The 26,454-nt window shown below is 60.8% G+C and carries 23 protein-coding genes; 16 read left to right on the top strand and 7 right to left on the bottom strand.

The window, feature by feature from the left end; all coding sequences use genetic code 11:
* Nucleotides 1–29: 29 nt before the first annotated feature.
* Nucleotides 30–1,541: a phospholipase D-like domain-containing protein gene (locus tag AA309_RS18075; RefSeq protein ID WP_244470410.1), complete on the top strand. Its 1,512-nt coding sequence runs from the start codon at nucleotides 30–32 to the stop codon at nucleotides 1,539–1,541.
* 3 nt (nucleotides 1,542–1,544) lie between these two features.
* On the opposite strand, the gene AA309_RS18070 is transcribed toward AA309_RS18075, so the two are convergent.
* From AA309_RS18070 to adh, 4 genes are all read right to left on the bottom strand, one after another.
* Complete coding sequence (locus AA309_RS18070) at nucleotides 1,545–2,492, bottom strand: lysylphosphatidylglycerol synthase domain-containing protein (protein WP_047190413.1); 948 nt, start codon at nucleotides 2,490–2,492, stop codon at nucleotides 1,545–1,547.
* A gap of 65 nt (nucleotides 2,493–2,557) precedes the next feature.
* Nucleotides 2,558–3,331 (bottom strand): endonuclease/exonuclease/phosphatase family protein, encoded by a 774-nt coding sequence (locus tag AA309_RS18065; protein ID WP_047190455.1) that lies wholly within the window; start codon nucleotides 3,329–3,331, stop codon nucleotides 2,558–2,560.
* A 146-nt stretch (nucleotides 3,332–3,477) separates the two neighbouring features.
* Nucleotides 3,478–3,849 (bottom strand): DUF779 domain-containing protein, encoded by a 372-nt coding sequence (locus tag AA309_RS18060; RefSeq protein WP_047190412.1) that lies wholly within the window; start codon nucleotides 3,847–3,849, stop codon nucleotides 3,478–3,480.
* A 110-nt stretch (nucleotides 3,850–3,959) separates the two neighbouring features.
* Nucleotides 3,960–5,477 (bottom strand): aldehyde dehydrogenase, encoded by a 1,518-nt coding sequence (gene adh / locus AA309_RS18055; RefSeq protein WP_047190411.1) that lies wholly within the window; start codon nucleotides 5,475–5,477, stop codon nucleotides 3,960–3,962.
* A 248-nt stretch (nucleotides 5,478–5,725) separates the two neighbouring features.
* On the opposite strand from adh, the gene AA309_RS18050 reads away from it, so the two are divergent.
* The 3 genes from AA309_RS18050 (at nucleotide 5,726) to AA309_RS18040 (ending at nucleotide 9,752) form a co-directional block, all read left to right on the top strand.
* Nucleotides 5,726–7,582: a sigma-54-dependent Fis family transcriptional regulator gene (locus AA309_RS18050; protein WP_244470409.1), complete on the top strand. Its 1,857-nt coding sequence runs from the start codon at nucleotides 5,726–5,728 to the stop codon at nucleotides 7,580–7,582.
* A 324-nt stretch (nucleotides 7,583–7,906) separates the two neighbouring features.
* Nucleotides 7,907–9,154, top strand: coding sequence for a phosphoglycerate dehydrogenase (serA, locus tag AA309_RS18045; protein ID WP_047190410.1), 1,248 nt, complete (start codon nucleotides 7,907–7,909; stop codon nucleotides 9,152–9,154).
* Between the two features lie 64 nt (nucleotides 9,155–9,218).
* Nucleotides 9,219–9,752 carry a hypothetical protein gene (locus AA309_RS18040; protein WP_150117625.1) on the top strand — a complete coding sequence of 178 codons (534 nt, stop codon included), beginning with the start codon at nucleotides 9,219–9,221 and terminating at the stop codon, nucleotides 9,750–9,752.
* 774 nt (nucleotides 9,753–10,526) lie between these two features.
* Here AA309_RS18040 and AA309_RS18030 read toward each other — a convergent pair.
* The 3 genes from AA309_RS18030 to AA309_RS18020 all read right to left on the bottom strand — a co-directional run bounded on the left by AA309_RS18030 (nucleotide 10,527) and on the right by AA309_RS18020 (nucleotide 13,281).
* On the bottom strand, nucleotides 10,527–11,360 hold the full coding sequence (locus AA309_RS18030; protein WP_047190407.1) for an inositol monophosphatase family protein: 834 nt from the start codon (nucleotides 11,358–11,360) through the stop codon (nucleotides 10,527–10,529).
* A 29-nt stretch (nucleotides 11,361–11,389) separates the two neighbouring features.
* A complete protein-coding gene (locus AA309_RS18025; RefSeq protein ID WP_047190406.1) occupies nucleotides 11,390–12,226 on the bottom strand; it encodes an aldo/keto reductase in 837 nt (278 codons plus the stop codon).
* Between the two features lie 74 nt (nucleotides 12,227–12,300).
* Nucleotides 12,301–13,281: a S1C family serine protease gene (locus AA309_RS18020; RefSeq protein ID WP_047190405.1), complete on the bottom strand. Its 981-nt coding sequence runs from the start codon at nucleotides 13,279–13,281 to the stop codon at nucleotides 12,301–12,303.
* Between the two features lie 287 nt (nucleotides 13,282–13,568).
* On the opposite strand from AA309_RS18020, the gene hemN reads away from it, so the two are divergent.
* The 12 genes from hemN to fixJ all read left to right on the top strand — a co-directional run bounded on the left by hemN (nucleotide 13,569) and on the right by fixJ (nucleotide 26,344).
* Nucleotides 13,569–14,786 (top strand): oxygen-independent coproporphyrinogen III oxidase, encoded by a 1,218-nt coding sequence (hemN, locus tag AA309_RS18015; RefSeq protein ID WP_342027959.1) that lies wholly within the window; start codon nucleotides 13,569–13,571, stop codon nucleotides 14,784–14,786.
* 134 nt (nucleotides 14,787–14,920) lie between these two features.
* A complete protein-coding gene (gene ccoN / locus AA309_RS18010) occupies nucleotides 14,921–16,585 on the top strand; it encodes a cytochrome-c oxidase, cbb3-type subunit I (protein ID WP_047190404.1) in 1,665 nt (554 codons plus the stop codon).
* A gap of 11 nt (nucleotides 16,586–16,596) precedes the next feature.
* On the top strand, nucleotides 16,597–17,331 hold the full coding sequence (ccoO, locus tag AA309_RS18005) for a cytochrome-c oxidase, cbb3-type subunit II (protein ID WP_047190403.1): 735 nt from the start codon (nucleotides 16,597–16,599) through the stop codon (nucleotides 17,329–17,331).
* A gap of 12 nt (nucleotides 17,332–17,343) precedes the next feature.
* On the top strand, nucleotides 17,344–17,499 hold the full coding sequence (locus AA309_RS18000) for a cbb3-type cytochrome c oxidase subunit 3 (protein ID WP_047190402.1): 156 nt from the start codon (nucleotides 17,344–17,346) through the stop codon (nucleotides 17,497–17,499).
* A gap of 4 nt (nucleotides 17,500–17,503) precedes the next feature.
* Complete coding sequence (gene ccoP / locus AA309_RS17995) at nucleotides 17,504–18,388, top strand: cytochrome-c oxidase, cbb3-type subunit III (RefSeq protein ID WP_047190401.1); 885 nt, start codon at nucleotides 17,504–17,506, stop codon at nucleotides 18,386–18,388.
* A 142-nt stretch (nucleotides 18,389–18,530) separates the two neighbouring features.
* Nucleotides 18,531–19,991 carry a cytochrome c oxidase accessory protein CcoG gene (ccoG, locus tag AA309_RS17990; protein ID WP_047190400.1) on the top strand — a complete coding sequence of 487 codons (1,461 nt, stop codon included), beginning with the start codon at nucleotides 18,531–18,533 and terminating at the stop codon, nucleotides 19,989–19,991.
* Nucleotides 19,992–20,003: 12 nt separating this feature from the next.
* On the top strand, nucleotides 20,004–20,498 hold the full coding sequence (locus AA309_RS17985; protein ID WP_047190399.1) for a FixH family protein: 495 nt from the start codon (nucleotides 20,004–20,006) through the stop codon (nucleotides 20,496–20,498).
* A 17-nt stretch (nucleotides 20,499–20,515) separates the two neighbouring features.
* On the top strand, nucleotides 20,516–22,768 hold the full coding sequence (locus AA309_RS17980) for a heavy metal translocating P-type ATPase (protein WP_047190398.1): 2,253 nt from the start codon (nucleotides 20,516–20,518) through the stop codon (nucleotides 22,766–22,768).
* 3 nt (nucleotides 22,769–22,771) lie between these two features.
* On the top strand, nucleotides 22,772–22,921 hold the full coding sequence (gene ccoS, locus AA309_RS33245) for a cbb3-type cytochrome oxidase assembly protein CcoS (RefSeq protein WP_084731364.1): 150 nt from the start codon (nucleotides 22,772–22,774) through the stop codon (nucleotides 22,919–22,921).
* Nucleotides 22,918–24,033 (top strand): MFS transporter, encoded by a 1,116-nt coding sequence (locus AA309_RS17975; RefSeq protein ID WP_047190397.1) that lies wholly within the window; start codon nucleotides 22,918–22,920, stop codon nucleotides 24,031–24,033. Before ccoS ends, AA309_RS17975 begins: the two co-directional genes overlap by 4 nt.
* Nucleotides 24,034–24,177: 144 nt before the next feature.
* Nucleotides 24,178–25,719 carry a PAS domain-containing sensor histidine kinase gene (locus AA309_RS17970; RefSeq protein WP_047190396.1) on the top strand — a complete coding sequence of 514 codons (1,542 nt, stop codon included), beginning with the start codon at nucleotides 24,178–24,180 and terminating at the stop codon, nucleotides 25,717–25,719.
* Nucleotides 25,709–26,344 (top strand): response regulator FixJ, encoded by a 636-nt coding sequence (fixJ, locus tag AA309_RS17965; RefSeq protein ID WP_047190395.1) that lies wholly within the window; start codon nucleotides 25,709–25,711, stop codon nucleotides 26,342–26,344. The genes AA309_RS17970 and fixJ overlap by 11 nt, the downstream gene beginning before the upstream one ends.
* Nucleotides 26,345–26,454: the final 110 nt, after the last annotated feature.

Raw genomic sequence — 26,454 nt, 5'->3', positions numbered from 1 at the left:
CCTCTTACCTGAGTTGCCGATGCAGTTTCATGACCATGAGCAACGTGCATTTCTTTGAAGAGACAAGTGGGCTGACCGGAAGGGCCGTTGGCTTCGAGCTGGCGCGCGCGATGTCGCGCCCGATCCTCCAGCCTGGCAGCAATTGCTGGCGCGTCGTGTGTGCGAACCGCGCTTCGGTCCTTATTGATGGGGCAGAATATTTTACCCAGCTCGAAGCCGCCCTGCGCCAAGCGCAACGCTCGATCATGATCGTCGGTTGGGACTTCGACGGCAGCATTCGCCTGCGTCCCGATGCCGATCCGCAGATATCGCCCCCGCTCGGTCCTCTCCTGCGCTCGCTTGTGGAGGAGAAGCCTGAACTTGACATTCGCATCCTCGTCTGGAGCGTCGCCGTCGTCCATGCTCCGGGCGCACCGGGCCCGCTGATCTTCGGCGCCGAATGGCAGAACCATCCTCGCCTGAAGCTGCGCCTCGACAAGCACCACCCGCTTTATGCCGCGCATCACCAGAAGATCGTCTGCATCGACGACAACCTTGCCTTTGTCGGCGGCATGGATTTGACCGTGAGGCGCTGGGACACGAAAGACCACTCCTGCGACAATCCCTACCGTCTCAGAGACGACGGCACGATTTACGATCCGGTTCATGACATCCAGATGGTCGTGACGGGGCCTGCCGCACATTCCCTCGCAGAACTGGCCTATGCACGCTGGAGGATTGCGACGGGTGAGGAGGTGACACCCCTGCCCGAGCCCGCACTGGATCCCTGGCCGGTGAATCTTCCACCGCATTTCACCAACACGCCTATTGCCATCGCCCGGACCTTTCCGGCGTGGGGCGAGCATTCCGCCGTGCAGGAGACGGCAGCGCTCAATCTGGCCGCTCTCTCCGCAGCGAGACAATCCATCTACATCGAAGCGCAATACATGACGGCGCCTTACATCGGTGATGTTCTTGAGCAGCACCTTGCCAACTCTTACGGCCCGGAGATCGTCGTTATCCAGACTCATGAATCCCATGGCTGGGCCGAAAAGAAGGTAATGGGCACCAACCGCGACCGTCTCATTCGGCGACTGCGCAAGGCGGACGGGTATGATCGCCTGCGTGTTTACTACCCCGTCGTACCGGCGGAAAGCGGCTTTTGCCAAGTGCTGATCCATTCGAAGCTCATCATCGTAGATGATACGTTCCTACGCATCGGGTCATCGAACCTGAACAACCGCTCGATTGGTCTCGACACGGAATGCGACCTCGCCATCGAGGCAACCAATGACGATATGCGCCGGACCATCGTGAGCCTGCGAAATCGGCTGTTGGGCGAGCATCTGGGCACTGACCCTGACGTCTTCTCCGATACGGTTTCGGAAGAGCGTGGCTCGCTGATTGCCGCCATCGAGCGCCTGAACGTGAACGAACGCCGTCTTCACGCCTTCGGGGCGATGTTCGATGAAGGGCCAGCTGACCCCGCCATAGGCACGGGTCTTCTCGATCCGCTGGAGCCCTTCGAACCGCTCTGGTTCCTGAAGCGGCTGAAAGGCTAAGGTTCATGCCCTCACAGGGGCCTCGCTTCTGCTCGCGTGCGCTTGGTTCCTCCGGCGATAGAGCAGTTCCGTCAGCCCGAAAACAACGCTGCCAATGCAGAGCGGGATGAGGAAATAGACGAACCGGAAGACGAGAAGCGGCCCGATGAGATCCTGCCCTGGCAGAAGATACATGACCACGCTTTCGATGACGCCGAGGCCACCGGGTACATGGCTGATGAGGGCCGTGGTGTTGGCAATCACATAGACGGACGCCACGCCCATATAGGCGACATCCGTGACCGCCGCGAGCGCCTGATGAAGACATGCAGCTACGCAGGCGAAGTTGACGGAACCGATGATGATTTGTCCAATGGCAAGGCGGAGGGGCGGCATCTCCAACGCCCAGCGGCGTATCCTGAGAGGCTTCCGCACGAAGGCGGAGAGCACCAGATAGAGCGCCGGTATGGCCAAGCAGGCAAGCCCAAGCACGATCACGACAGGTTTCGAGAGGCCAGTGATCTCAATTGCCAGGCTCGAGCGCAACAGAAGCGCTGCGCCCCCCAGGACCATCAGGCCGAGCCCGACCGTGATGCCGCAGAAGAGGATGATTTTCGCCACCTGCTCGGCACTCAGGCCCCAACGGGCGTAGAAGCGATAGCGCACTGCGCCGCTGCTCAGGAAAGCGAGGCCGATATTGTGGCCGAGCGATAGGCTCGTGAAGGAGGCCCACGCCGCTCTGTAGTAAGGCTGAGGCCGACCGACATAGCGTAAGGCGAAATAATCGAAACCGCTCAGACAAACGTAGCTCGCCGCTGCGAACGCGCCCGCGGCCCCCAATCGTGCCACAGGTATGGCAAGGACCGCCTCCAGCAACTGGTCGATGCTGTAGCGGCTGAGCGTACGATAGAGCAGGAAAGCTGCAAGGCCAATGGCGACAACCGCAATCAAAGGCTTCCAGATCTTCCGCATCGATTCTCCCGGTCTTTCTGAGCTGATTTCTGGACAAGCGATCCTTGAGGAGACTGGTTCCACCTCTAATCGCTAACGTGCTCCATACCAGCCTTGAGTGTCCTCACCGGCATTACCTGAAACTCGATCATCAAAGGCAAATGATCCGATGCAATGCGTGCCACGGGCGAACGGATGGATTCGACGCGGACCACATGGATCGAACGGCTGACGAACGCATGGTCGATCCGCAGCATGGGTAGCCGGGACGGAAATGTCGGCTTCGTGCGATGGCGAGGAACGGTATCTTGCGCATCACGCAGGCGCGACGCCAAGCGCTGATAGGCCCGCGAACGGGGGGACGCATTGAAATCACCGAGCAGAATCACAGGCTCGCGGCAGGCCCTATGCCCCAGCCATTGCGGTCCGAGAAGGCAATCCACCTGCGCCAGCCGCTCGTTTCGGCGCAGTCCCAGGTGGGTCGTGATCACCTGCACAGCTGTTCCACCGAGATTGACTGACGCCCAAAGCGCCCCTCGTGGCTCCGGTGCCAAGCGTCCGGTTCTACCCGGGAGGGGGCCCGCCTTGATCAGTTGCGAGGGGCGATGGGTGAGAATGGCGTTCCCATATTCCTCTTCCAGCACGCGCAAGCTGGCATGAAAATGCATTTGCATGCCAAGAGCTTGCGCGATGGCATGGGCCTGATCGACCCCACCGGTGCGTGCCCGCCTCACGTCGAGTTCCTGGAGGGCCACTACGTCCGGTTCGTAAGCAGCAATCACATCAGCAATGCGCCCCGGCGAGAGCCGACCGTCCGTACCCAGGCAGCGGCGCACGTTATAGGTCAGGATACGCAGCACCTCTCCTCCTTTCATGGGAGTTTTTGCATGTGCAGGCAGATCTGCGGAACGGCAGCCTCAGCAGCACTAACCCACGAGCGGCGTAGAATTTCCCTGCCGCGCTCCGAAAGGCGCAACCCTATTCCAGAAACGAGGGCACGCAGCGCTCAACCGCTCAGGCCGAGTAGCGCGGATTCCTCATTGGAGAAGAGACGGGAACGCGTGAGAAAGCGGACGTCGCGACCGTTCTCGAGAGAGAACATCCCTCCCCGGCCTGGCACCACGTCGATGATGAGCTGAGTGTGCTTCCAGTAATCGTACTGTGAGGGACTCATGTAGAACGGTGCGCCGCCAATGGCGCCGAGGAGAACATCGGTATCGCCGACAATGTAGTCTCCTTGCGGATAGCACATGGGCGATGACCCGTCGCAGCATCCGCCGGATTGGTGAAACAGGACGGGCCCGTACTCGTTTTGCAACGTCGCGATCAGGTCGAGCGCCGCAGGCGTTGCCGTCACGCGCAGAATGCCGTCATCCATTCCTTCTCCCTCCCTTTGAAATCGGGCCGGGGCGCAGTGCACCCCGGCCTTTGTTGGAGCCCGATCTCCTCAGACGATTGCCCCTTCGTCCGCGTCGGGCTCCGAAGGCATCAGAAGAAGCCGAGAGCCTTGTCGCTGTAACTGACCAGCAGGTTCTTGGTCTGCTGGTAGTGATCGAGCATCATCTTGTGCGTCTCTCGACCGATGCCCGACTGCTTGTAGCCGCCGAAAGCCGCATGGGCCGGATAGGCATGATAGCAGTTGGTCCAAACACGACCCGCATGGATGGCGCGACCGAAGCGATAGGCGCGGTTGCCGTTGCGCGTCCACACACCTGCGCCGAGGCCATAGAGTGTGTCATTGGCGATGTGCAGCGCTTCGTCCTCATCCTTGAAGGTGGTGACGGAAACGACGGGTCCGAAGATCTCCTCCTGGAACACGCGCATGCGGTTATGGCCGCGAAACACCGTGGGCTTAACATAATAACCACCGGCGAGATCGCCCGGCATCACGTTGCGCTCGCCCCCGGTGAGCACCTGCGCACCCTCCTGCTTGCCAATGTCGATGTAGCTGAGGATCTTTTCGAGCTGCTCGCCGGAGGCCTGAGCGCCGATCATCGTGGTGGGATCGAGCGGGCTTCCCTGTTTGATTGCTTCGACGCGCTTGAGCGCTCGCTCCATGAACCGATCATAGATGGATTCCTGGATCAGCGCACGACTCGGGCAGGTGCAGACCTCGCCCTGGTTGAGGGCGAACATCACGAAACCTTCGATGGCCTTGTCGAAGAAGGCATCATCTTCCGCGAGAACGTCGGAGAAGAAGATGTTCGGCGACTTACCGCCGAGTTCCAGCGTGACCGGAATGAGATTCTGGCTCGCATATTGCATGATGAGCCGGCCGGTCGTCGTCTCGCCGGTAAAGGCGATTTTGGCGATGCGCGAACTCGATGCCAGCGGCTTGCCGGCTTCGAGACCAAAACCATTCACGATGTTGAGCACACCTGCCGGCAGCAGATCGGCAACGAGTTCCGCCCAGACCAGGATCGAAGCAGGAGTCTGCTCGGCAGGTTTCAGCACGACGCAGTTACCGGCGGCAAGAGCAGGTGCGAGTTTCCAGGTCGCCATGAGGACCGGGAAGTTCCAGGGAATGATCTGTCCGACCACGCCGAGCGGCTCATGGAAGTGATAGGCGACCGTGTCATGATCGATCTCGGCCGCGGAGCCTTCCTGCGCTCTGATACAGCTCGCGAAATAGCGGAAGTGGTCGATGGCGAGCGGAATGTCGGCAGCTGTCGTCTCGCGGATCGGCTTGCCGTTGTCCCAAGTCTCGGCCAATGCGAGAAGATCGAGGTTTTCCTCCATCCGGTCTGCGATCTCATTGAGAATGCGCGCACGCTCGGCAGGTGCGGTCTTGCCCCAGGCGTCCTTTGCCGCATGCGCCGCATCGAGGGCTTTCTCGATATCGTCCTTGTCGGAGCGGGCCACTTCGCAGATCACCTTACCGTTCACGGGCGAAGTATTCTCGAAGTACTTTCCGGCGACAGGCTCCCTCCACTCACCACCGATATAGTTGCCATAACGGGCCTTGAAGGGTGCTTTTGCGGTCGAGAGAAATTCTGGCTTGTTCATTTGGTTTCCTCCCTGGATGAACGTCGCCAGATCAGCAATTTCCGTGCCAAATCACTGTTTTGCAAAGCAGCAATCGTCCGCGCGGCGCGGTAAGTCACTGTCCGCGATCATGAGATCGGCGATACTTGACCGTGTGCATTTTTGACCGCTTCGCTTTACCGGAAGTTCAGTTATGATGTTTTGCGTCACGTAAAGAAACGCATCTGCGACAGCTGTTGCAATTTGCGACACCGGGACAGGAGGAAGCCGTGTCGTCAGATAAGATTCAGCATGCGCGTCAATCGTTCTTTTCCAGGGGCAGCGTCCCCGGTGGGTTGATCTCGCAACCCATTATTCGCTCCTGGACCCGCTGCGCGGCGCTGGGTCTTGAAGGACGTGCCAATTCCCTACCCGAGCCCCTCACCTCCCATGAATTCGCCATCTCCGCGGAAGAAGCGGAAGCATTCAAGCGTCTCTGCCGGCCCGAGATCGAGGCCCTCTATGCGGATGCTGAAGCCACCGACAGCATCGTCATCCTCACCAATGCGCGCGGGCTCGTTCTCGACACTGTCGGCAGCCTTGATTTCGCCCAGCGCGCAGCACGCGTCGCCCTCATGCCTGGCGTACCCTGGAGCGAGCAGACGGTCGGCACCAATGCGATCGGGACTGCTCTTGAGGAAGGATGCCCCATCGAAGTTCGGGGAGCTGAGCACTATCTCGAATGCAACCGGATCCTGAGCTGTTCCGCCGCTCCCATCATCGGGCCCCATGGAGAGGTGCTGGGAGTTCTCGATCTCTCAGGTCCGGCTGAAGTGCATCACGCCCATGCACTTGGTCTCGTGCGGTTTGCTGCTGAGCAGATCGAGCATCGCCTGTTCGACCGTGGTTTCGAGCACGCTGATATCGTACGCCTCCACACGGACCCGACCATGCTGGGAACACCTCGTGAGGGCGTTCTCGTTTTCGAAGATGGTTGCCTCAAAGCCGCCAACCGATATGGCCTGAAGCTCATCGGCCGCAACTTCGAGGCGCTTGGAACAGTCACATGGGCAGACCTTTTCCAGAACGGTGTTACGGCCCTTGCTGATAAGGGCAGCCTGAAGCGCACTGATGGTGTCGCCCTTCTGGGACGTCTGGAACATCGCAAACCCACTCTCTCATCAGTGCTTCAACGCGCACAGGCGCTCCCGCCCGCGAATATCGGCCCTATCTTCAATGCCGAAACACAAAGGGCAGTGGACCGCGCCGTTCGGCTGCTCAATGCGGACGTTCCGGTTCTGGTGTGGGGCGAGACGGGAACGGGCAAGGAAGTTTTCGCTCGTGCCGTTCACGGCAGGAGCGCGCGGGCGGGCAAGCCATTCGTGGCCGTCAACTGTGCCGCCTTACCCGAGACGCTGATGGAAGCGGAGCTGTTCGGCTACCAGGCGGGAGCGTTCACCGGTGCGCGTCCTGGCGGATCGAAAGGCCATCTGCGCGAAGCCGATGGCGGCGTATTGTTTCTCGATGAGATCGGCGACATGCCGCTCTCTCTCCAGGCCAAGCTGCTGCGCGTGCTCCAGGAGCGGGAAGTCGTGCCTCTCGGTGGCAGCCGCGCGGTGCCGGTGGATTTCACCCTCATCTGCGCCACGAACCGCAATCTCTCGGAACTCGTCCAGACCGGCGGGTTCCGCTCCGACCTCTATTTCCGGATCGCGCAATACAGCATCGAACTGCAACCGTTGAGGCATCGGGCTGATAGGGTGCAGCTGATCGATGCCATCTGGGAGTCTCTTGGCGCAGCCTCTCAAGAAATCGTTCTGGAGCCGGAATGCCGTGAGCGGCTCTCCAGTTACGACTGGCCCGGCAATTTCCGCCAGTTGGTCGGCTGCCTGAGGGCCATGCTGGCGCTGTGCGAGCCGGGAGACCGGCTGGGGACCGACGCCCTCCCCCCGGATGTGAGGAATGCGTCACCGGTGCAGAGCCCTGCCCCGGCAAAGCCCGAACCGCCCCCGACGACGCTCGATTCAATGACCATAGCAGCCATGCGAGAGGCCCTTGAGGCAGCAAAAGGGAATGTCTCCCTTGCCGCCCGCAGACTCGGGGTCAGCCGCAGCACCCTCTATCGGCGCCTCCAGGGCAACGCCTGAAGCACGCCTATTCTGCCCAAAAGAACGGGAGCCGTGCGTACATCCGGCACTGGCTCCCGCCTTTCTGACCAGCCGCCCGAGCGACTGGATTCATTCAAGATACGCCCAAAGCGTGCTGATGGCGGTGACGCATAGGAGGTATGAAATTGCCTCCTTCGAGGGGCCCCCCCTCTTGCGAAACACCACCAGCCTGGGGCACTGACCATACCTGTCAGTCAGACCTGCCTTGGGCGAGCAGACCTGCCTTGGGCGAGACGGCAACAGGGATTTTCCTTGCGGACTCAACAAGCTACGGGCATGCCGCGACAGGTGAATGGAGCCGATATGAGCGAGCAGTTCTCTCTTCAGAAAGACAAGATCCGGGTGCTTCTGCTCGAGGGGGTCAACGAGAGTGCCATCGAGCTTATCCGATCGGCGGGCTACACGAACCTGACCTATCTGAAGACGGCTCTCGATGAGAAGGAGCTGATCGAAGCTTTGCAGGGAGTCCATATTCTGGGCATTCGCTCCCGAACCCAGCTGACGCCTGAGATCTTCGCGGCGGCCAACCGCCTCATCGCTGTCGGCTGCTTCAGCGTGGGCACGAATCAGGTCGATCTCGACGCCGCCCGCCATGCGGGCATTCCTGTCTTCAATGCTCCCTTCTCCAATACTCGCAGCGTCGCTGAACTCGTGATCGGCGAGATCGTCATGCTGTTGCGGCGTATCTTCCCGAAATCGACGGCGGCTCACGTCGGTGCCTGGGATAAATCGGCCATCGACAGTCACGAGGTTCGCGGCAAGACGCTCGGCATCATCGGCTACGGCAATATCGGCTCGCAGCTGTCGTATCTTGCCGAGTCCATGGGTATGCGCGTGATCTTCTACGATCAGACCGACAAGTTGCGCCACGGCAACACGGAGCCCGTCGAGAACCTGCATGATCTGCTTAGTCAGAGTGATGTGGTTAGCCTGCACGTTCCCGAAACGCCCGCGACGCATGGCATGATTGGGGCTGCCGAGATCGCTGCTATGAAGAAAGGCGCTTACCTCATCAATAACAGCCGCGGCACCGTGGTGGATCTGGACGCACTGGCTGAGGCGCTGAAGAGCGGACATCTGCGCGGCGCCGCCGTCGACGTGTTTCCCGTCGAGCCTGCTTCCAACAAGGAGCGCTTCGTGACACCGCTCCAGGGCCTCGATAATGTGATCCTGACTCCGCACATCGGCGGCTCCACGGAAGAGGCGCAGGAGCGCATCGGCGCCGAGGTTGCCAAGAAACTGGTCGACTATTCCGACGTGGGCTCGACCATCGGCGCGGTCAACTTCCCGCAGGTGCAATTGTCGTCACGCGCCACGGGCACGCGCTACATTCACGTGCATCGCAACGTGCCCGGCATGCTGGGCCGTCTCAACCAGGCATTCTCCAAGCGCGGTCTTAACATTACAGCACAGCACCTGCAGACCGATGGCGAGATCGGTTATGTGGTGATCGAGGTTGAGGGGCAGCCTGAACAGAGCCGGGAGACGCTCCGGGAGATCCGCGCACTGGAAGGCACGATCCGGGCCCGCCTGCTCTACGCCCTCGGCTGATCAGGCATCGCACGATCCTGCATTGGCACTTTCCTAAAGCGTGAAGCCATGCTTGGATCGCCGCATGATCGCCCGCGTTCAGGAACGAATCCGCAGCCTTCTCCAGCAAACAGCATCACGCCTTGCTGAGGTCGCACGTCGGCCCGCGGTCGTCACTGAGGACACCAAAGTGACCCTCGGCGCCGATCAGCCTCCCAACTTTCAAACACGACATCGTGCGGGCAATTCATCCTCTCGACCCTACATCACTCCCAAAGAGCCGGAATCTTCGACAGACATGAGCGCCTCCGTCGACACACTCGCCGAACAGATGCTGACTCTGGTGGATATTGTTTCCGCTCAGGAAAAGGATATCAAAGCTCTCAGAGAGCAATGCCGAAGGCTCGAAGAGCACAACCAGGCCATCATGGTGGCTTTCTCCGCGTTCTTTCATGTGCTCTCGGTTGGGCGGGTGGCGAAAGCGACCGACGTTGCCGCTTTGCTGCAAAACATCAGCAAGATCGCCGAGCAGGAAGGACGACCCAAGGAATCCGTGGCCTTTCTCCAAGACCTCGCCAAGATGGTTCCTGGACATGCAGATACCGAACCCAGTGCATAGGGACACTTTCCTCATTCGCGCTGATAATGAGCCTTCTTTAAGCATCCATTAACCCTGACCATTCATTCCCGGGCTTGCTGTCGGCTCATGTAGACAGTCATCAGGTGTGAGCACCCTGAACCTGCGCTCTGCCGAGATGCGACCGTTGGCGGCACCTCCAGGGAAGGAAGCGGTTCATGCCAGTGGAAAGGGCTCACGTCTCGGTCGAGAACGTCATTGCGGATCAAGTTGCCGTTTCCTTCAACAAGGGACAGATCAGCAAGTCAGAGAACACGGCAGCACAAATCCGCAGCCGCATCACAGATCGGTTTCAGCATGTAAAGCCAGGGTCCGAGCAGGATAATGCTCCCCGGCAATTTTTGCTCTGCGCAAGCGCCTCATCAAAGCGTTCTCGCCTGCTCAAACTTCTCTTGCGTCCGAGAACCGTGCCGAGCGGCTCGCCCTTCTCCAGGACACTCTTAAGGAGCTTCGCAGCCAGGCAGCAAGCGCTTCAAGGCAAAGCCGCGCGGAGCCTATGCATGTAGACTTGCGGCTTGAACGGCATCAACTTGTTCTGAAGAACGAGGTCACCGAAGGATTCGGACGAGTTGAGACTTGGATTGTATCGATTGCGGCTCTGGCACTTGTTCTGCTCAGAGCCATTGACTTCTTATGGACCCTGCCCATTCTCGCTCTCGGCATCGGTCGGTCCTAGTATCTCGATCAGCAATGCAAGAAGCGGCTTGCCAGGATTGCGGAGATCGACGCGATGATCGAACCTAGAGCTCAAAAATCTCACATCTGAGGCGGCAGGAGCGCATCGCGCAATGCCCGCCAACTGCCCTTGTCCGGCGCGCTGATAAGGCCACCTCCACGATTGACGGGCTTGTAGGGCGAGCCGTCGAAATGCGCCGTATAACCGCCAGCCTCGCGATGAATCAGCCAACCCGCCGCATGATCCCAAGGCATCACGCTCGACGAGAAGGCGAAATGGAGATGGCCGCCGGCGATCTGGCGGTAGGTGTGCGCTGCGCACCGCAAATCCGCAGCCATGGCGATGCGCGGCAGATTGCCGGTCACGACAGGCCGAAGCTCCTCCGGCAGATAGCGCCACGACACGTTGCCTGCCATTTGCGAGAGCGGGACGGGCGAAGCTACACGCAAAGGACTGGTACTCCCATCAGGTCGCTGCTGCCATGCGCCCTCTCCGCGCACGGCCACGGCCCAATCGTCTGAGATCGGGTCGAGAATGACGCCGCAAACCACCTCCCCCTTCATGACGGCGGATGCCATGACACCGAACAGCGGGAGACCTGATGCGAAGTTCAAGGTGCCGTCCACAGGATCGAGGATGAAGGCCAGATCGGCATCGCCCAGCCCATCGAGCAGCTTTGGATCGCGACTGACGCCCTCTTCGCCAATCACGAGCGCATTCGGAAAGGCCCGCAGAAGATCGGCTTCAATCACGCGCTCCGCCGCCTCGTCTGCGTCCGTCACCAGATCGAGCTGCGATGTCTTCGTGCGGATCGCACCGGCGGACAGGTTCTTGAAGCGAGGCAGGATTTCCGTCTGCGCGGCGTTTCTGAGGATCTCTGCAACTTTGAGGGCATCGGTTTTGGAAAAGGTCATCGTGCTCACGTTTTGCCGAAGAAAGAATATCAGATCATTTCGAGCGGACGCTTGCGCTTAGGCGCTGGAAACTCTGCGTCGATGGCGTCCAGCTCTTCAGGGCTCAACCGGATTTCGAGAGCACGCTGATTGTCTCGAACATGAGCGGGGCTCGACGCCTTGGGAATGGCGATGATACCGCGTTTCTGCAGAAGCCAGGCCAAAGCGACCTGATAGGGGCTTGCTCCATGATTTCGCCCGATGGTTTGCAGGATGCCAGTTTTCGGGAGGCGTCCCTGCTCGATAGGGCTGTAGGCCATGAGTGGCATGCGGCGCTCCACCATCCAGGGGATCAGATCATATTCAGGCCCGCGCCGCGTCACATTGTAGAGCACCTGATTGGTGGTGCAGTCTGTGCCGCCCTCGATATAGAACAGCTCTTCCATATCGTCTGTGTCGAAATTGCTGACGCCCCAGTGGCGAATTGTGCCGGAGCGACGCAATTCCTCCAAACCCGCCACCGTCTCTTCCAACGGCACGCTGCCGCGCCAATGCAGCAAATACAAATCGAGATGATCCGTCTTGAGCCTCTTCAGGCTTCGCTCGCATGCTTCAACGACACCCCTGCGGCTAGCATTATGCGGATAGACCTTGCTGACGAGGAACAGACGGTCGCGCTCCGAACCGAGAGCCTCAGCGATGAGTTCCTCGGAAGCGCCTTCACCATACATCTCTGCGGTATCGATCAGCGTCATGCCCAATTCGACGCCCAAGCGCAGCGCCTCGATCTCCTGAGCGCGCTTGCCGCGCACCTCGGCCATTTGCCAGGTTCCCTGCCCCAACGCAGGAACAGTCTCGCCTGTTGGCAGCGTGACGTATCGGCTCATAGCGGCACCTTGAGAAAAAAGAAAATGGCGAAGGCTGCACCTATTGAGGATCAGCTCGGATCCTTTGCCGCAAGCTATTGCAGGCGTGGCGTTTTCATGAAGCGTCCTCGGTCGGCGGAGCGGATCGTCACGTCGAAGGTATCACCCTCACGCTCCAGAGTCAGCGGCACATCCACGCCCGCAGGCCCCAAAGCCCAAATGGCACGATAGAACTCGGCGAGCGATGTTACGGCTTGGCCCGCGACGGCATGAACATTGTCTCCGGCCCGCAACCCGGCCCGCTGTGCCGGAGCATCGCCAGCAAGGCCGATGATCGAGATCTGATCCTCTTCGGTTTCCGAGGCATAGAAGCCGAGCCATGGCTTCGGCGGCCGACCGACGCGGCCCAGGGTCAGCAAATCGTCGAGGATCGGTTTCAGGAGATCGATGGGTACACTCATGTTCAAGGGCACGATGGCACCGCCCTGAGCCTGATGCTGGAGCTGAAGCGAGCCGATGCCGACAAGATCCCCGCGCGCTCCGATCAGGGCCGTGCCGCCCCAATTGGGATGGGCTGGCACCGTGAAGATGGCGTTATCGATGAGGTATTCCCAATAGCCCGCAAACTCCTGGCAGGCGACCACCTGGGCCGCGAGCGAATGGGTGCGCCCGCCGCTGCCGCCCATGACTACCTGATCTCCCGGCGAGAGGCGCCTGGAATTGCCAAGTGCCATCACCGGCAACCCGAGCGGCTCAAGAGCCTGAACCAGACCGAAGCCGCTGTCATAATCATAGGCGATCACATGGGCCCCGACCGTGCGCCCCTTGTTGGTCGTGAGCCAAACCTCCTCGGCTTCCGCGATCAGGTATCCAATGGTCACCACGAGGCCGTCGGCCCGGATGACCACGCCTTGCCCGGCTCGCTCAATGCCAAGGGCTTCTGCCGTGAAGGCATCCTCAGGCACCCGGGCCCGAAGCGAGACGATGGAGTTCAGGGCTTCTCGGAGATCATAGGCGAGTGCGTCCTGATCGGGCTGGAACTCGGGCGGGATCTGCCATTCCTCCGGTGACTGCATCGGAACACTCCTTAACCCCGCCTGTCCCGACCTGAGAGCCCAGGCCGAGAGGAAGACGATCCATACAATCAAGATGGCGGAAAAAGTCGGACGTTCAACCCATGCGTCTCGCGTGCGAAGAGAGGGAGCGCACAAGGGCTTGACCTAAATCAAGGCTGCTTGCCTCGGAACAAAGCAATGAGCTGGCATGACGCCAGAACTCATCGCCCGCTACGACCGGCCCGTCCCGCGCTATACGAGCTATCCCACCGCTCCGCATTTCAAGCCGGAGGTCGACTCGGAAACCTATGCGAAGTGGCTCTCTGAGCTATCGCCCGGCGGCGCTCTCGCCTTATCTCCATGTCCCGTTCTGCCAGGAGCTGTGCCTCTATTGCGGCTGCCATATGACTGTGGCCCGCACCTACAGCCCGATTGCGTCTTACGTGGAGCTTCTTGAGCGGGAGATCGAGCTGGTAACCCAGCATCTGCCGGGCCGTACGGGTGTCACCCATATCCATTGGGGTGGCGGCACGCCGACGATCCTGTCTGGGGACGATCTCAGGCGCACCATGAGCCTTCTCGAGCGCTCCTTCGGCATCCACTCGACCGCCGAGATCGCCGTCGGAATCGACCCACGCACCCTCACGCTGGAACATGTGGAGCCGCTTGCCGCCTCGGGCCTCACCCGGGCGAGCCTGGGCGTCCAGGATTTGGATCCCAAGGTTCAAGGGACCATCAACCGGATCCAATCCTTCGAGCTGACCGCCAAGGTGGCCACTTGGCTGCGCCATGCCGAGGTGACAGGGCTCAACCTCGACCTGATGTATGGCCTTCCCTTCCAGACCACGGAGAGCGTGCTGTGCACCATCGAGCAGGCCCTGCAGCTCGATCCGGACCGTATCGCCCTCTTTGGCTATGCCCACGTCCCCTGGATGAAGCGTCATCAGGCGCTCCTGCCGGAGGAGACCATGCCGGACGCTATCCAGCGCGTCGGGCAGAATACCGCCGCGGCCACGGCCCTCCTTGAGGCAGGCTACGTCCAGCCGTCTGATCCCATGGTCGTGCGCCAGCGCGAAGGGCGCCTGCACCGGAACTTTCAAGGCTACACGACTGATGAAGCCACAGCCCTGATCGGCTTCGGAACCTCGGCCATCGGCTCCCTTCCACAGGGCTACATCCAGAATGTGTCGAGCACCGTTGCCTATCGCGAGGAAATCACGAATGGCCGGCTCGCCACCGCGCGCGGCGTGGCCCTGACGGACGACGACGGCCTGCGTCGGAGCATCATCGAGAGCCTGATGTGCGATTTCTCGGTCGATCTCGAACGAATCGCTCCCGACGGTAGCAAGCCTGACTTCAAGACTGAGCTTGCGGCCATCGACGAACTGGCCCGCGACGGCCTTGTGAAGCGCGATGGCCTGTCCATTGAGATCCCCGAGGACAGCCGCCTCCTGGTCCGGAATGTCTGCGCAGCGTTCGACCGCTATCTCGAAAGCGGCGCCGCACGGCACCCCCGTGCTGTCTAAGCCTTTCGTGGGCCACTGGTCGAGGCGATAGCCCCGTTTGATTTGCATCAATGCCCCTTCCCCACCCCACCCCTAGTGAGGAACACTGATGGCGAAGCTCACGGCCTCGCCAAACTTTAGAACGGTCGAGACCTATGGCTCAAACGGCAACATCTCCTAAAGGAATGACCATTGGCGAAGCTGGCTCCGCTCTTGCTTTCGCAGCTCTGGCTCTCCTGAGCATTATCATCGCGGCGAAGGCCTACGCGCCTGAATACGCCTTCCACGCCTATCTCTTCGCGGCCGCGAGCGTCGCGGCTGTGTTTGCGATCGTCAATCGCTACTACGAGCGCCCTGCCGCCCTGCCGGCGCAGACGATCAACGGCAAGCCCAACTACAACCTGGGCCCCGTGAAGTTTGCGACCATCGCGTCTGTCTTCTGGGGCGTTGCGGGCTTCACCATCGGTCTTCTGATCGCGACTCAGCTGGCATTTCCGGCGCTGAACTTTGACACCTCCTGGCTGTCGTTCGGGCGCATGCGGCCGCTGCACACTTCGGCGGTGATCTTCGCCTTCGGCGGCAACGTGCTGATCGGCAGCTCGTTCTATGTGGTGCAGCGCACCTGCCGCGCGCGCCTCGCCGGCGACATCGCGCCATGGTTCGTGGTGCTGGGCTACAACTTCTTCATCATCATTGCCGGCACAGGCTATCTGCTCGGCATTACCCAGGGCAAGGAATACGCTGAGCCCGAATGGTATGCGGACCTCTGGCTGACGATCGTGTGGGTGACGTATCTCCTCGTGTTCCTCGGCACGGTCATGCGCCGCAAGGAGCCGCACATCTATGTGGCGAACTGGTTCTATCTCGGCTTCATCCTGACGATCGCGGTTCTGCACCTCGGTAACAACGCGACGATCCCGGTCTCGATCTTCTCGCCGAAGAGCTACATCGTGTGGTCGGGCGTGCAGGATGCGCTGGTGCAGTGGTGGTACGGCCACAATGCGGTTGGCTTCTTCCTCACTGCCGGCTTCCTCGCCATCATGTACTACTTCATCCCGAAGCGGGCAGAGCGGCCGGTCTATTCCTACCGCCTCTCCATCGTTCACTTCTGGGCCCTGATCTTTACGTATATCTGGGCAGGCCCGCACCACCTGCACTACACCGCCCTGCCCGACTGGGCGCAGACGCTCGGCATGGTCTTCTCGGTCATCCTGTGGATGCCCTCATGGGGCGGCATGATCAACGGTCTCATGACTCTCTCTGGCGCCTGGGACAAGCTCCGTACGGATCCTGTGCTGCGCCTGATGGTCGTGTCGGTCGCGTTCTATGGCATGGCGACCTTCGAAGGCCCACTCATGTCGGTGAAGGCCGTGAACTCCCTCTCGCACTACACGGACTGGACCATCGGTCACGTTCACTCCGGAGCTCTCGGCTGGGTGGCTTACGTATCCTTCGGCGCAATCTACTGCCTCGTTCCTTGGCTGTGGAACAAGAAGGAGCTCTACTCCATGAAGGCCGTCTCCTGGCATTTCTGGATCTCCACCCTCGGCATTGTGCTGTATATCTCGTCGATGTGGGTTGCGGGCATCCTGCAGGGCCTCATGTGGCGCGCCTACACCAGCCTCGGCTTCCTTGAGTACTCGTTCATCGAGACCGTCGAAGCGATGCATCCCTTCTACATCATCCGTGCACTCGGCGGCGCTCTCTTCGTGGCCGGCAGCCTGATCATGGCGTGGAACGTCTGGAAGACGATCACCACGGCTGAAGCTGCCGAGGAAGAAGTCCTTCCGGCCCAGCCCGCGCTCATTGCTGCGGAGTAAAGGAAAAGATCATGTCACTCTGGTCCCGTCATAAGATCTTCGAGACCAACTCGATCATCCTCATCATCGGTGTGCTGATCGTCATCTCCATCGGTGGCCTCGTGGAAATCGTGCCGCTCTTCTACCTGAAGAGCACCATCGAGAAGGTGGAGGGCATCCGGCCCTACACCCCGCTCGAGCTCGCCGGCCGCAACATCTATGTGCGTGAAGGCTGCTACAACTGCCACAGCCAGATGGTACGTCCGTTGCGCGACGAAGTGGAGCGTTACGGCCACTACTCTCTCGCTGCAGAGAGCATGTATGACCGCCCCTTCCAGTGGGGCTCCAAGCGTACCGGTCCGGACCTCGCCCGCGTCGGCAACAAGTACTCCGACGACTGGCACCGTGATCACCTGAAGGATCCCCGCGCCGGCGTGCCCGGTTCGATCATGCCGAGCTATCCCTGGCTCGAGAAGAACGAGCTCGATATGGCCGCCATTGCCGAGGACATGAAAGTCCAGGCTCTGCTCGGCGTGCCCTACGGCGAGGAGATGCTGAAGAAGGCCGAAAGCGACGTTCGCATCCAGGCCAATGCCGACGATCCGAATGCTGTCGATCTCGCCAAGCGCTACCCGAACGCTCAGTCGCGCAATTTCGACGGCAACCCGCAGAAGGTCACTGAAGCGGACGCCCTGATTGCCTATCTGCAGATGCTCGGAACGCAGGTCGACTTCAAGCTCTACGACAACAAGGCCAACGTGCGCTGAGGACGAACGATCATGCCAGCCGCATACAAATTTTTCGCAGAATTCGCCCAGACCTGGGGATTGTTGTACTTCGTCGCCGTCTTCTTGGTGGTGCTGGTCTACGCCCTCGCTCCCTCGCGGAAGGACCGCTTCGACGCGGCCGCCCGCATGCCTCTCCAGGAGGATTGATCCTATGGCCCACGAAACTCATGAACAGGTCGATGCCGTCACCGGCGTGACCACAACCGGGCATAGCTGGGACGACATCCAGGAACTCAACAATCCGCTGCCGCGCTGGTGGCTGTGGACCTTCTACTTCACTATCGTCTGGGCGATTGCATACAGTATCGCCTATCCGGCTTGGCCGATGGTCTCGTCCTACACCAAGGGCGTGCTCGGTTGGCAGTCCCGCGATGCCATCGAGGTCGATCTTGCTGCCCTCAAGGACCAGCGCTCGGGCATGACAGCGAAGCTCGCCGAAGCCTCGCTCGAGGACATCAAGAAGAATCCCGAGCTGTTCGCATTCGCTCGCGCTCAAGGCAAGGCGTCCTTCGGCGACAACTGCGCACCCTGCCATGGCGCAGGCGGCGGTGGCGCCAAGGGCTACCCGAACCTGAACGACGACGATTGGCTGTGGGGTGGCTCGCTGGAGCAGATCCAGCAGACGATCCTGTACGGCGCTCGCTCCACCAGCGATCAAGGTCACACCGGCAGCATGCCAGCCTTCGGCCGTGACGGTCTGCTCAAGCGCGAGGAAATCTCGCAGGTGGCGGACTATGTGCGCTCCCTGTCGGGCCTGCCTTTGGAGAAGGGCGTCGATGTTGCCGCCGGTGCCAAGATCTTCACCGACAACTGCGCATCCTGCCATGGCGACAAGGGCCAAGGCATGCAGGAGATGGGTGCCCCGAACCTCACGGATAAGATCTGGCTGTTCGGCTCCGACAAGGTCACCATCATGGAGGGCCTGAACAACGGCCGTGGCGGCGTGATGCCGACTTGGCACGGCCGCCTTGATGACACGACCATCAAGGCTCTGACCCTCTACGTCCACTCGCTGGGTGGCGATCAGAACCGTTAAGCTGCGCCAAAGCGCCTCAGCTTAAGCATGCCACGATGGCCGGGGCCTCCCCCCGGCCGCTGGCTTGACTCAAATCAAGGCGGCTTCCCGCCTCGCAGCCTATCCCAGGGTCACTCTTGATCGAGAACCCGCGACGGATTCGATGGCTGACGCTCCTGTTTCCCCTTCCCTTGCGACCGCAGAGGCCGATGACGCCCCGCTTTTTGCACCGCGCAAGCAGATCTATCCGCAGGCCGTGAAAGGCCGCTTCCGCACGATCAAATGGATCGTGCTGCTTGTTACCCTGGGTATCTACTATCTCGTTCCCTTCATTCGCTGGGACCGCGGCCCCAACGCCCCTGATCAAGCTGTTCTGGTCGATCTCGCGAATGGCCGCTTCTATTTCTTTTTTATCGAGATCTGGCCACAGGAAGTTTATTACATCACAGGCCTCCTGGTTCTGGCAGCGCTGACCCTCTTCCTCATGAACGCCGTCGCAGGCCGCGTCTGGTGCGGCTATCTCTGCCCGCAGACGGTCTGGACTGATCTGTTCTATGCCGTCGAGCGTTGGATCGAAGGCGACCGCCGCGACCGGATGCGCAAGGACAAGGAAAGGCTCACCCTGAAAGTGGCGGCTCAGAAAGGCCTGAAGCACTTCATCTGGCTGATGATCGCTTGGTGGACCGGCGGCGCCTGGGTGCTCTACTTCGCCGATGCGCCGCCCCTTGTTTATGAGCTCGCGACGTTCCAGGCCCCGATGATCGCCTATATCTGGATCGGTATTCTCACCTTCACCACCTACACGCTCGCCGGCTTCATGCGCGAACAGGTCTGCACCTACATGTGCCCATGGCCGCGCATTCAGGCTGCGCTCACTGACGAATACGCGCTCAACGTCACCTACCGCTATGACCGTGGTGAGCCGCGCGGCTCGATGAAGAAGAACGAGGTCTTGAAGCTACAGGGGCTGCCTGCTGGCGACTGCATCGACTGCAATCAGTGCGTCAACGTCTGCCCAACCGGAGTTGATATCCGCAAAGGCTTGCAGATGGACTGCATCCAGTGCGGCCTCTGCATCGATGCCTGCAATGCGGTGATGGAGAAGATCAACCGCCCGCTGAACCTCATTGCCTACGACACGGAAATGAACGTGAAGGCCCGCATGGAGGGTCGCACGGAGGTTCGCCGCATCGTGCGCCCGCGTACGCTCTTCTATACCGGCATCATCGCCATCGTCGGCGTAACCATGATCGGCTCGCTCGCCATGCGCCAGACAATCTATCTGAGCGTCATGCATGACCGTAACCCGCTCTTCGTGCGCTTGTCCGACGGCTCGATCCGCAATGGCTTCACCGTTCGCGTGGCCAACAAGAACCTCAATGAGCGTGTCTACGCTCTCACGGTGGATGGCTTGCCGAATGCGAAGCTCGATATCGTCGGCGGCGAGATCGATCAGCAGGACCGCGCCATCGTCAAGGTCGGCCCCGACCAGACGCTGGAAACCCGCGTTCTTGTCAGCTCGGAGGGTTCGGACGTTCCCTCGTCAACCGACATTCACTTTACGCTCACCGATCTTGCCACCGGCGACGCCAGTCGGATGAACGATCACTTCAAGGCGCCTTAAGAGGATATCTCTATGTCCACGACAACAGCTGGCCGTCCTCCTCGCGTCATTACCGGACGCACGGTTCTCATCTACTTCATCGCGTTCTTCGGTATTATCTTTGCCATGAATTTCGTGCTGATCCGCTTCGCCTTGTCGAGCTTCAGCGGCGTCGAGACGGAAAGCTCCTACAAGGCCGGACTTACCTTCAAGAACGACGTGGCGGCAGCTCACGCGCAGGACGCACTCCATTGGGCAGTGGATGCGAACATCCAGCGCGGCGATGCGAGTCGCATCCTCATCACGGCACGGGATGCGAAGGCGCAAGCCCTCTCCGGCCTCACGGCCGAGGTGCGTCTCGCGCATCCGACGGACAAGCGTCGCGATGTTGTCGTCGAATTCGTGGAAATCACCGCCGGCCGGTTCCAGAGCCTCACTCGGCTTCCAGAGGGTAGCTGGGATCTGGTGATTGGCTTGCAGCGTTCCGGTGAAACCGTCTTCCGCTCCAAGAGCCGCATTTCGCTCTAAAGGAAAAGGATAAGGCCATGGCCGAAACCCTCGATCTCTCAGTCTTCGTCAAGCGTCAGGACGATGGAACGGCGCATCTCGATCTTGCCATCGAGGGCATCGATTGCGCTGCCTGCATCGACGAAATCGAGGGCGGTTTGTGGCGGCTTCATGGCATCGTGGATGCGCGACTCAACTACACCACGCACCGTCTTGCGGTGCAGTGGCAGGAGGGAGCCATCGCGCCCTCTGCCGTGGTCGAGGAATTGCAGCGTCTTGGCTATCGCGCTCATCCTTATCAGTCACGCCTGGTGGAAGAGGAAGAAACACGTCGCTCTCAGTGGCTTCTGAAATGCCTGGCGGTGGCGGGCTTTGCCTCCATGAACATCATGCTGCTTGCGGTCTCCGTCTGGTCGGGCAACGTCACCGACATCACGCCGGAAACCCGCGACTTCTTCCACTGGCTTGCCGCTTTCATCGCGCTTCCGGCTGTGGCCTATGCGGGCCAACCGTTCTTCCGCAGCGCCTTGAGCGCGCTGAAGGCGAAGCGTACCAACATGGACGTGCCGATTACCATCGGCATTCTGCTGGCGCTCACCATGTCGGTGGTGGAGACCATCAATCACGCCGAGCACACCTATTTCGACTCGGTTGTGATGCTGCTCTTCTTTCTTCTCTGCGGCCGTTATCTCGATCAAGCCATGCGCCGCCGCACCCGCGCGGTGGCCGGCAATCTCGCCGCCTTCAAGGCGGAGGTTGCGCATCGCCTCGACGACAAGGGCGAGGCCGCTCTCGTACCTACGGCCGCTCTCAATCCAGGTGATCGCGTTCTCGTGCGCCCCGGCGAGCGTATCGCTGTCGATGGCATTGTCATTGCAGGCAGTTCCGAACTCGACGAGAGCCTTGTGACAGGTGAAACGGTGCGGCGCTCCGCTGCGGCTGGCGACACGGTTTATGCCGGCAGCATGAACTATGATGGCACGCTCACTCTCCGGGTAACGGCTGCCGGCAAAGGTACGCTTCTCGATGAAGTGGAGCGGCTTCTCGAAACCGCTGCCGCAGCCAAATCCCGCTATGTGCAATTGGCGGACAAGGTGGCGCGCGCCTACGCTCCGGTGGTGCATCTGACAGCTGCTCTGACAGCCACTGTTTGGATTGCCCTTGGCGCCACCGTACACGATGCCGTCATCACCGCCGTCGCGGTGCTGATCATCACCTGCCCCTGCGCACTGGCGCTTGCTGTGCCTGTCGTGCAGGTCGTCGCCTCGGGCGCCCTGTTCCGCTCGAACGTGTTCCTCAATTCCGGCGATGCGCTGGAGCGTCTGGCCTCGGCCGATACCATCGTGTTCGACAAGACGGGCACCCTGACCCTGCCGGAAATGCGCGTTGCCAATGCCTCCTCGATCCGCCCGGATCTTCTCGAATCTGCCGCGCGCCTCGCTCTCTCGAGCCATCACCCGCTCGCCGCTGCGGTCGCGCAGGAGGCGAAGGAGCGCCGTCCTTATGAGGAGGCTACGGAAGAAGCTGGCCAGGGTGTGAAGGCCATCGTGCATGGTGTGGAGCTTCGACTCGGAAGCCCTGCTTTCTGCGGTGCCGCCGCTCTTGTGCCCGAGGCAGTGGGTCAAGAGGCGGATGTCTCGATGATTGCCTTCGCCCACGGCCATGAACGCACGATCCTGCTGGTACGCCAAGCCCTGCGCCCTGATGCCGTGACGACCGTGAAGGCTCTGCGTGATCTCGGCATCGATTGCCGCATCCTCTCTGGTGATCGCTCAGAAGCCGTAGCTCCCATTGCAGCCGCTCTTGGCATCCGCGAATGGCGCGGTGGTGCGAAGCCCGTGGAGAAGATCGCCGCCATCGAAGCACTGAAAGCTGAAGGCCGCAAAGTGCTCATGATCGGCGATGGCCTCAACGATGCACCGGCCCTTGCCACGGCGGACGTCTCGATCTCGCCGATCACGGCTGCCGATATCACCCAGGCGCATGCGGATGCGGTCTTCCTCGGCGACAAGCTCTCTCCTGTTCTGGATGCTCTCAGCATCGCTCGCCGCGCACGCACGTTGATGCGCCAGAACCTGATGATCGCGCTCGTCTATAACGTGATCGCGGTTCCGCTGGCCTTCATGGGTTATGTGACGCCGCTCATTGCCGCGCTCGCCATGTCCGGCTCGTCGAGCCTCGTAACCCTGAACGCTTTGCGTGCGCGAGGCACAAAGGCCAAGGCTTTGTCCGAGGGGCGGCCCTCGCCTACCAACTCCACGCCGGCCGTTCCGGTCCTACAGGGAGCCTGATCCATGCAAGTTCTCATCTATCTTGTGCCGACAGCGCTGCTCTTAGGCCTCACAGGCCTTGCCGCGTTCCTGTGGTCGCTCAAGAACGGCCAATATGACGATGTCGAAGGCGCGGCCATTCGCGTGCTGAAGGACGACGACATCACACCATGAGCACATCATCTGCCATGCCACGAGCGGGGCGGCTCGACTGTCTCTGCGAGCCGATTGAAGCAGCCGACGGCACACCGGATTACGGTGGAACGGCGCTGCTTGCGGTTGCCTTCGCATTGTCCGTGCTCTCGCAGGTGCTTACCCTCACCATTCTTCCGCTCGTAGGCCTGTCGCTTGCTCCGAACGCAACCTGGGCCACCCTGCCCTATGCCGCCTTCTATGCCGGTGCGGCGCTCGCCAGCCTGCCAGCCTCCCTTCTCCTCGATGCCTTCGGCCGTCGTGCCGCTTTTTCCCTCGGTGCAAGTCTCGGTGTCGCCGGAGGGTTGCTGACGGCCTGGTCCCTGTTGCAATGGCAGTTCACCGGCTTGGTGCTGGGAGCCTTCTGGCTCGGCATCGCCAGCGGCTTCAGCCTGTTCTATCGCCACGCGGCAGCCCCGCTCGGAGCGAAGGGAACGGGCGCCACCCTCCTGGTCTTTGGAGCTGCCACCATTGCGGGCCTCTTTGCGCCGACCGTTGCGACCTTTGCTGAAAGCCTCGCCGCCCCACACGCTCTGGCAGGCATGGCAGGTGCAGCGGCGCTCGCTCACCTTGGGTCGCTTCTTGCCACGGCGGCTCTGCCTTATCGTCGGCTTCGCCGTGTTCAGGCGGAAGCCGCGCCCTTGCAGGGATGGCAGCGTATTCTCTGGCCGAGCCTTGTCGGGGCGCTTGGCTGGTTCGCCATGACTACTCTGATGGGGGCCACTCCCATCGCGATGGTCGGCTGCGGTCTTGGCGAAGCTGTGTCTGGAGCTATCGCTTGGCATGTCATCGCCATGTATGCTCCGTCTCTGGCTTTGGCTGGACTGCCCAAGTCGATCAGGCCTGTCTGGGTCGCCCTTGGCGGGTGTGTCCTGACGACCTTGGCAGCGCTCGTCTTCCTGGTTTCCAGCACGACAATGGCCTTCACCCTCTCAGCCGCGCTTCTCGGGACTGGTTGGTCCCTCGTGACGATGGGCACCACTCTTTGGGTTCACGAGGATGGTGAACCCTCCCGCTGGCTGCTTGGCCTCCACGATGGAGCCCTTCTCGGATCGGCGCTGCTCGGTGCCCTGGCTGCGGGTGTCGTGCACTAGAAGCACAGCTTCCATTTTATGGCGACATTATACACCTGTAGGAAGCCATCTATGCCTGTGCTAGGAACGCCACAGGAACGGCGACCGTTTTCCCTGGATTGATCTTGGTCAATTGATGGGAAGCCATCCCGACTGGAGTTTCCTTTGACTGCCTCGGCTTCTGCTCCCTCTACTCTGTCGCAACAGGATATCAGCTTTCAGCTGCTGGTTGACGCGGTGACCGATTATGCGATCTGCATGCTCGACACAGAGGGGCGGATCATCAGCTGGAACACGGGTGCAGAGCACATCGGTGGCTGGGGCAAGGACGAGATCCGTGGCCGCCACTTCTCGATATTTCACACGCCTGAAGACCTTGAAAACGGCAAGGCTACGAAGGTACTCGAAGTTGCCCGAGACACGGGGCGTTATGAGGAGCAGGGTGTGCGCATCCGCAAGGATGGCTCGAGCTTTATCGCCCATGTCAGCCTCACGACCCTGAAGAACGAGGCCGGCGAGCTTCTTGGGTTTGCCAAGGTGATGCGTGACATCACGGAACGCGTCGCCGCCGAAGAGGCCCTCAGAACCCGCGAGGCGCATCTGCGCTCGATCCTGGAGACGGTGCCGGACGCCATGATCGTCATCGACGAGCAGGCGCGCATCCAGTTCTTCAGCGCTGCTGCCGAACGCCTGTTCGGCTACAAGGATCAAGAGATCATCGGCGAGAACATCAAGATCCTCATGCCGGAGCCCTATCGAGGGCAGCATGACGGCTACATGCATCGCTATCTCACCACCGGCGAGCGACGGATCATCGGCATCGGCCGCGTCGTCGTGGGCCAGAGCAAGGATGGCTCTACCTTCCCCATCGAGCTGGCCGTCGGCGAGATGCGCTCGGGGGGCCAGCGCTACTTCACCGGCTTCATTCGCGATCTCACCGAGCGACAAAAGACGGAAGCCCGCCTGCAGGAGCTCCAATCCGAACTCGTGCATATGTCGCGCTTCACGGCGCTTGGCGAAATGGCCTCGACTCTGGCACACGAGATCAACCAGCCCCTCACAGCCATCGCAAACTATCTCAAAGGCTGCCGCCGCATTCTCCAGCGCATGGAAGGCCAGGACGTACCGGTGCTTGAGGGAGCTGTGAACCAAGCCGCCGAGCAGGCGCTGCGTGCAGGTCAGGTCATTCGCCACCTTCGCGAGTTCGTGGCGCGCGGCGAAAGCGAACGGCATCTCGAAAGCCTACCCAAACTGGTCGAGGAGGCCAGCGCCCTCGCCCTCGTTGGCGCCAGAGAAAAGGGCGTGCGCGTCACATACCGCTTCGACCCTGAGGCCCCCATGGTGCTGGCAGACCGCATTCAGATCCAGCAGGTGCTTTTGAACCTCATCCGCAATGCTATCGAGGCCATGGAAGATTCTTCCCGCCGGGAACTGGCGATCGCCACCCAATCCCTGCCGAAGGAAGAGTTGGTCGAGGTCAGCGTTGCCGATACGGGCACCGGCATCGAACCTGAGGTTCTGGAACGTCTCTTCCAGCCGTTCGTGACGACGAAGAAACATGGTATGGGCGTAGGCCTGTCGATCTGCCGAACCATCGTCGAATCCCATGGCGGGAAGATCTGGATCGAATCGGAAGTTGGTCGGGGAACCACGTTCAGATTCACGTTGCGTGCTGTCAGTCAGGAGGAGTTAGCGAATGCCGAGTGAAGCGATCGTGCATGTGGTGGATGACGATCTGGCGGTGCGCCAGTCCCTGTCCTTCCTGCTCGCCTCGGACGGTTTGCCTGTGCGCCTCCATGAATCGGCTTCCGCCTTTCTGGACAGTGTGAAATCCGCCTCCGATGGCTGCATCGTCACAGATGTGCGCATGCCTGGTATTGACGGTATCGAGTTCCTGCGCCGCCTGAAAAGTCATGGCTTCACGCTGCCGGTTATCGTGATGACCGGCCATGCGGATGTGCCGCTTGCGGTGGAAGCCATGAAGGAAGGCGCCATCGACTTCATTGAGAAGCCGTTCGACGATGACCTCTTCCTGGCGGCTGTCCGTGCAGCGCTGAAACACCAGCAAGAGCATGCGCATCACGAAGCGCAGACCGCCGAGGTGCGCGCCCGCGTCGAAGCCCTCTCGGAGCGGGAAAGCCAGGTTCTCGAAGGACTTGTCGCCGGCAAGGCCAACAAAGTGATCGCTTACGATCTCGGCATCAGTCCCCGCACTGTCGAGATCTACCGGGCGAATGTGATGACGAAGATGCAGGCTTCCAGCCTTTCCGAACTCGTCCGCATGGCCCTTCTCGTAGGTATCCGCCCCACGGGAACTGGGGAAACTCCTTAAGGGATATTCCTGAAGTGTCAGCCGGCAGGGGCTTGACCCATATCAAGCCCTCGGCCCCTTCCTTGAATTAGGTTCTCGTGTGACCCTAGAGCCAGGGACCGATTAGGACC

Origin of the sequence: Microvirga vignae (assembly GCF_001017175.1) — a bacterium.
Taxonomy (GTDB): Bacteria; Pseudomonadota; Alphaproteobacteria; order Rhizobiales; family Beijerinckiaceae; genus Microvirga; species Microvirga vignae.
This window is presented reverse-complemented; position numbering and strand designations above follow the sequence as displayed.

What these genes read in the sequence shown, in the direction of transcription:
- hemN (WP_342027959.1), top strand. Translation starts at nt 13,569, where the DNA reads ATGCGAAGTGGCTCTCTGAGCTATCGCCCGGCGGCGCTCTCGCCTTAT.
- AA309_RS18075 (WP_244470410.1), top strand. Translation starts at nt 30, where the DNA reads ATGACCATGAGCAACGTGCATTTCTTTGAAGAGACAAGTGGGCTGACC.
- ccoP (WP_047190401.1), top strand. Translation starts at nt 17,504, where the DNA reads ATGGCCCACGAAACTCATGAACAGGTCGATGCCGTCACCGGCGTGACC.
- fixJ (WP_047190395.1), top strand. Translation starts at nt 25,709, where the DNA reads ATGCCGAGTGAAGCGATCGTGCATGTGGTGGATGACGATCTGGCGGTG.
- ccoO (WP_047190403.1), top strand. Translation starts at nt 16,597, where the DNA reads ATGTCACTCTGGTCCCGTCATAAGATCTTCGAGACCAACTCGATCATC.
- AA309_RS18000 (WP_047190402.1), top strand. Translation starts at nt 17,344, where the DNA reads ATGCCAGCCGCATACAAATTTTTCGCAGAATTCGCCCAGACCTGGGGA.
- AA309_RS18030 (WP_047190407.1), bottom strand. Translation starts at nt 11,360, where the DNA reads ATGACCTTTTCCAAAACCGATGCCCTCAAAGTTGCAGAGATCCTCAGA.
- AA309_RS18070 (WP_047190413.1), bottom strand. Translation starts at nt 2,492, where the DNA reads ATGCGGAAGATCTGGAAGCCTTTGATTGCGGTTGTCGCCATTGGCCTT.
- AA309_RS18025 (WP_047190406.1), bottom strand. Translation starts at nt 12,226, where the DNA reads ATGAGCCGATACGTCACGCTGCCAACAGGCGAGACTGTTCCTGCGTTG.
- ccoN (WP_047190404.1), top strand. Translation starts at nt 14,921, where the DNA reads ATGGCTCAAACGGCAACATCTCCTAAAGGAATGACCATTGGCGAAGCT.
- AA309_RS18040 (WP_150117625.1), top strand. Translation starts at nt 9,219, where the DNA reads ATGATCGCCCGCGTTCAGGAACGAATCCGCAGCCTTCTCCAGCAAACA.
- ccoS (WP_084731364.1), top strand. Translation starts at nt 22,772, where the DNA reads ATGCAAGTTCTCATCTATCTTGTGCCGACAGCGCTGCTCTTAGGCCTC.
- AA309_RS17975 (WP_047190397.1), top strand. Translation starts at nt 22,918, where the DNA reads ATGAGCACATCATCTGCCATGCCACGAGCGGGGCGGCTCGACTGTCTC.
- AA309_RS17985 (WP_047190399.1), top strand. Translation starts at nt 20,004, where the DNA reads ATGTCCACGACAACAGCTGGCCGTCCTCCTCGCGTCATTACCGGACGC.
- AA309_RS18020 (WP_047190405.1), bottom strand. Translation starts at nt 13,281, where the DNA reads ATGCAGTCACCGGAGGAATGGCAGATCCCGCCCGAGTTCCAGCCCGAT.
- adh (WP_047190411.1), bottom strand. Translation starts at nt 5,477, where the DNA reads ATGAACAAGCCAGAATTTCTCTCGACCGCAAAAGCACCCTTCAAGGCC.
- serA (WP_047190410.1), top strand. Translation starts at nt 7,907, where the DNA reads ATGAGCGAGCAGTTCTCTCTTCAGAAAGACAAGATCCGGGTGCTTCTG.
- ccoG (WP_047190400.1), top strand. Translation starts at nt 18,531, where the DNA reads ATGGCTGACGCTCCTGTTTCCCCTTCCCTTGCGACCGCAGAGGCCGAT.
- AA309_RS18060 (WP_047190412.1), bottom strand. Translation starts at nt 3,849, where the DNA reads ATGGATGACGGCATTCTGCGCGTGACGGCAACGCCTGCGGCGCTCGAC.
- AA309_RS17980 (WP_047190398.1), top strand. Translation starts at nt 20,516, where the DNA reads ATGGCCGAAACCCTCGATCTCTCAGTCTTCGTCAAGCGTCAGGACGAT.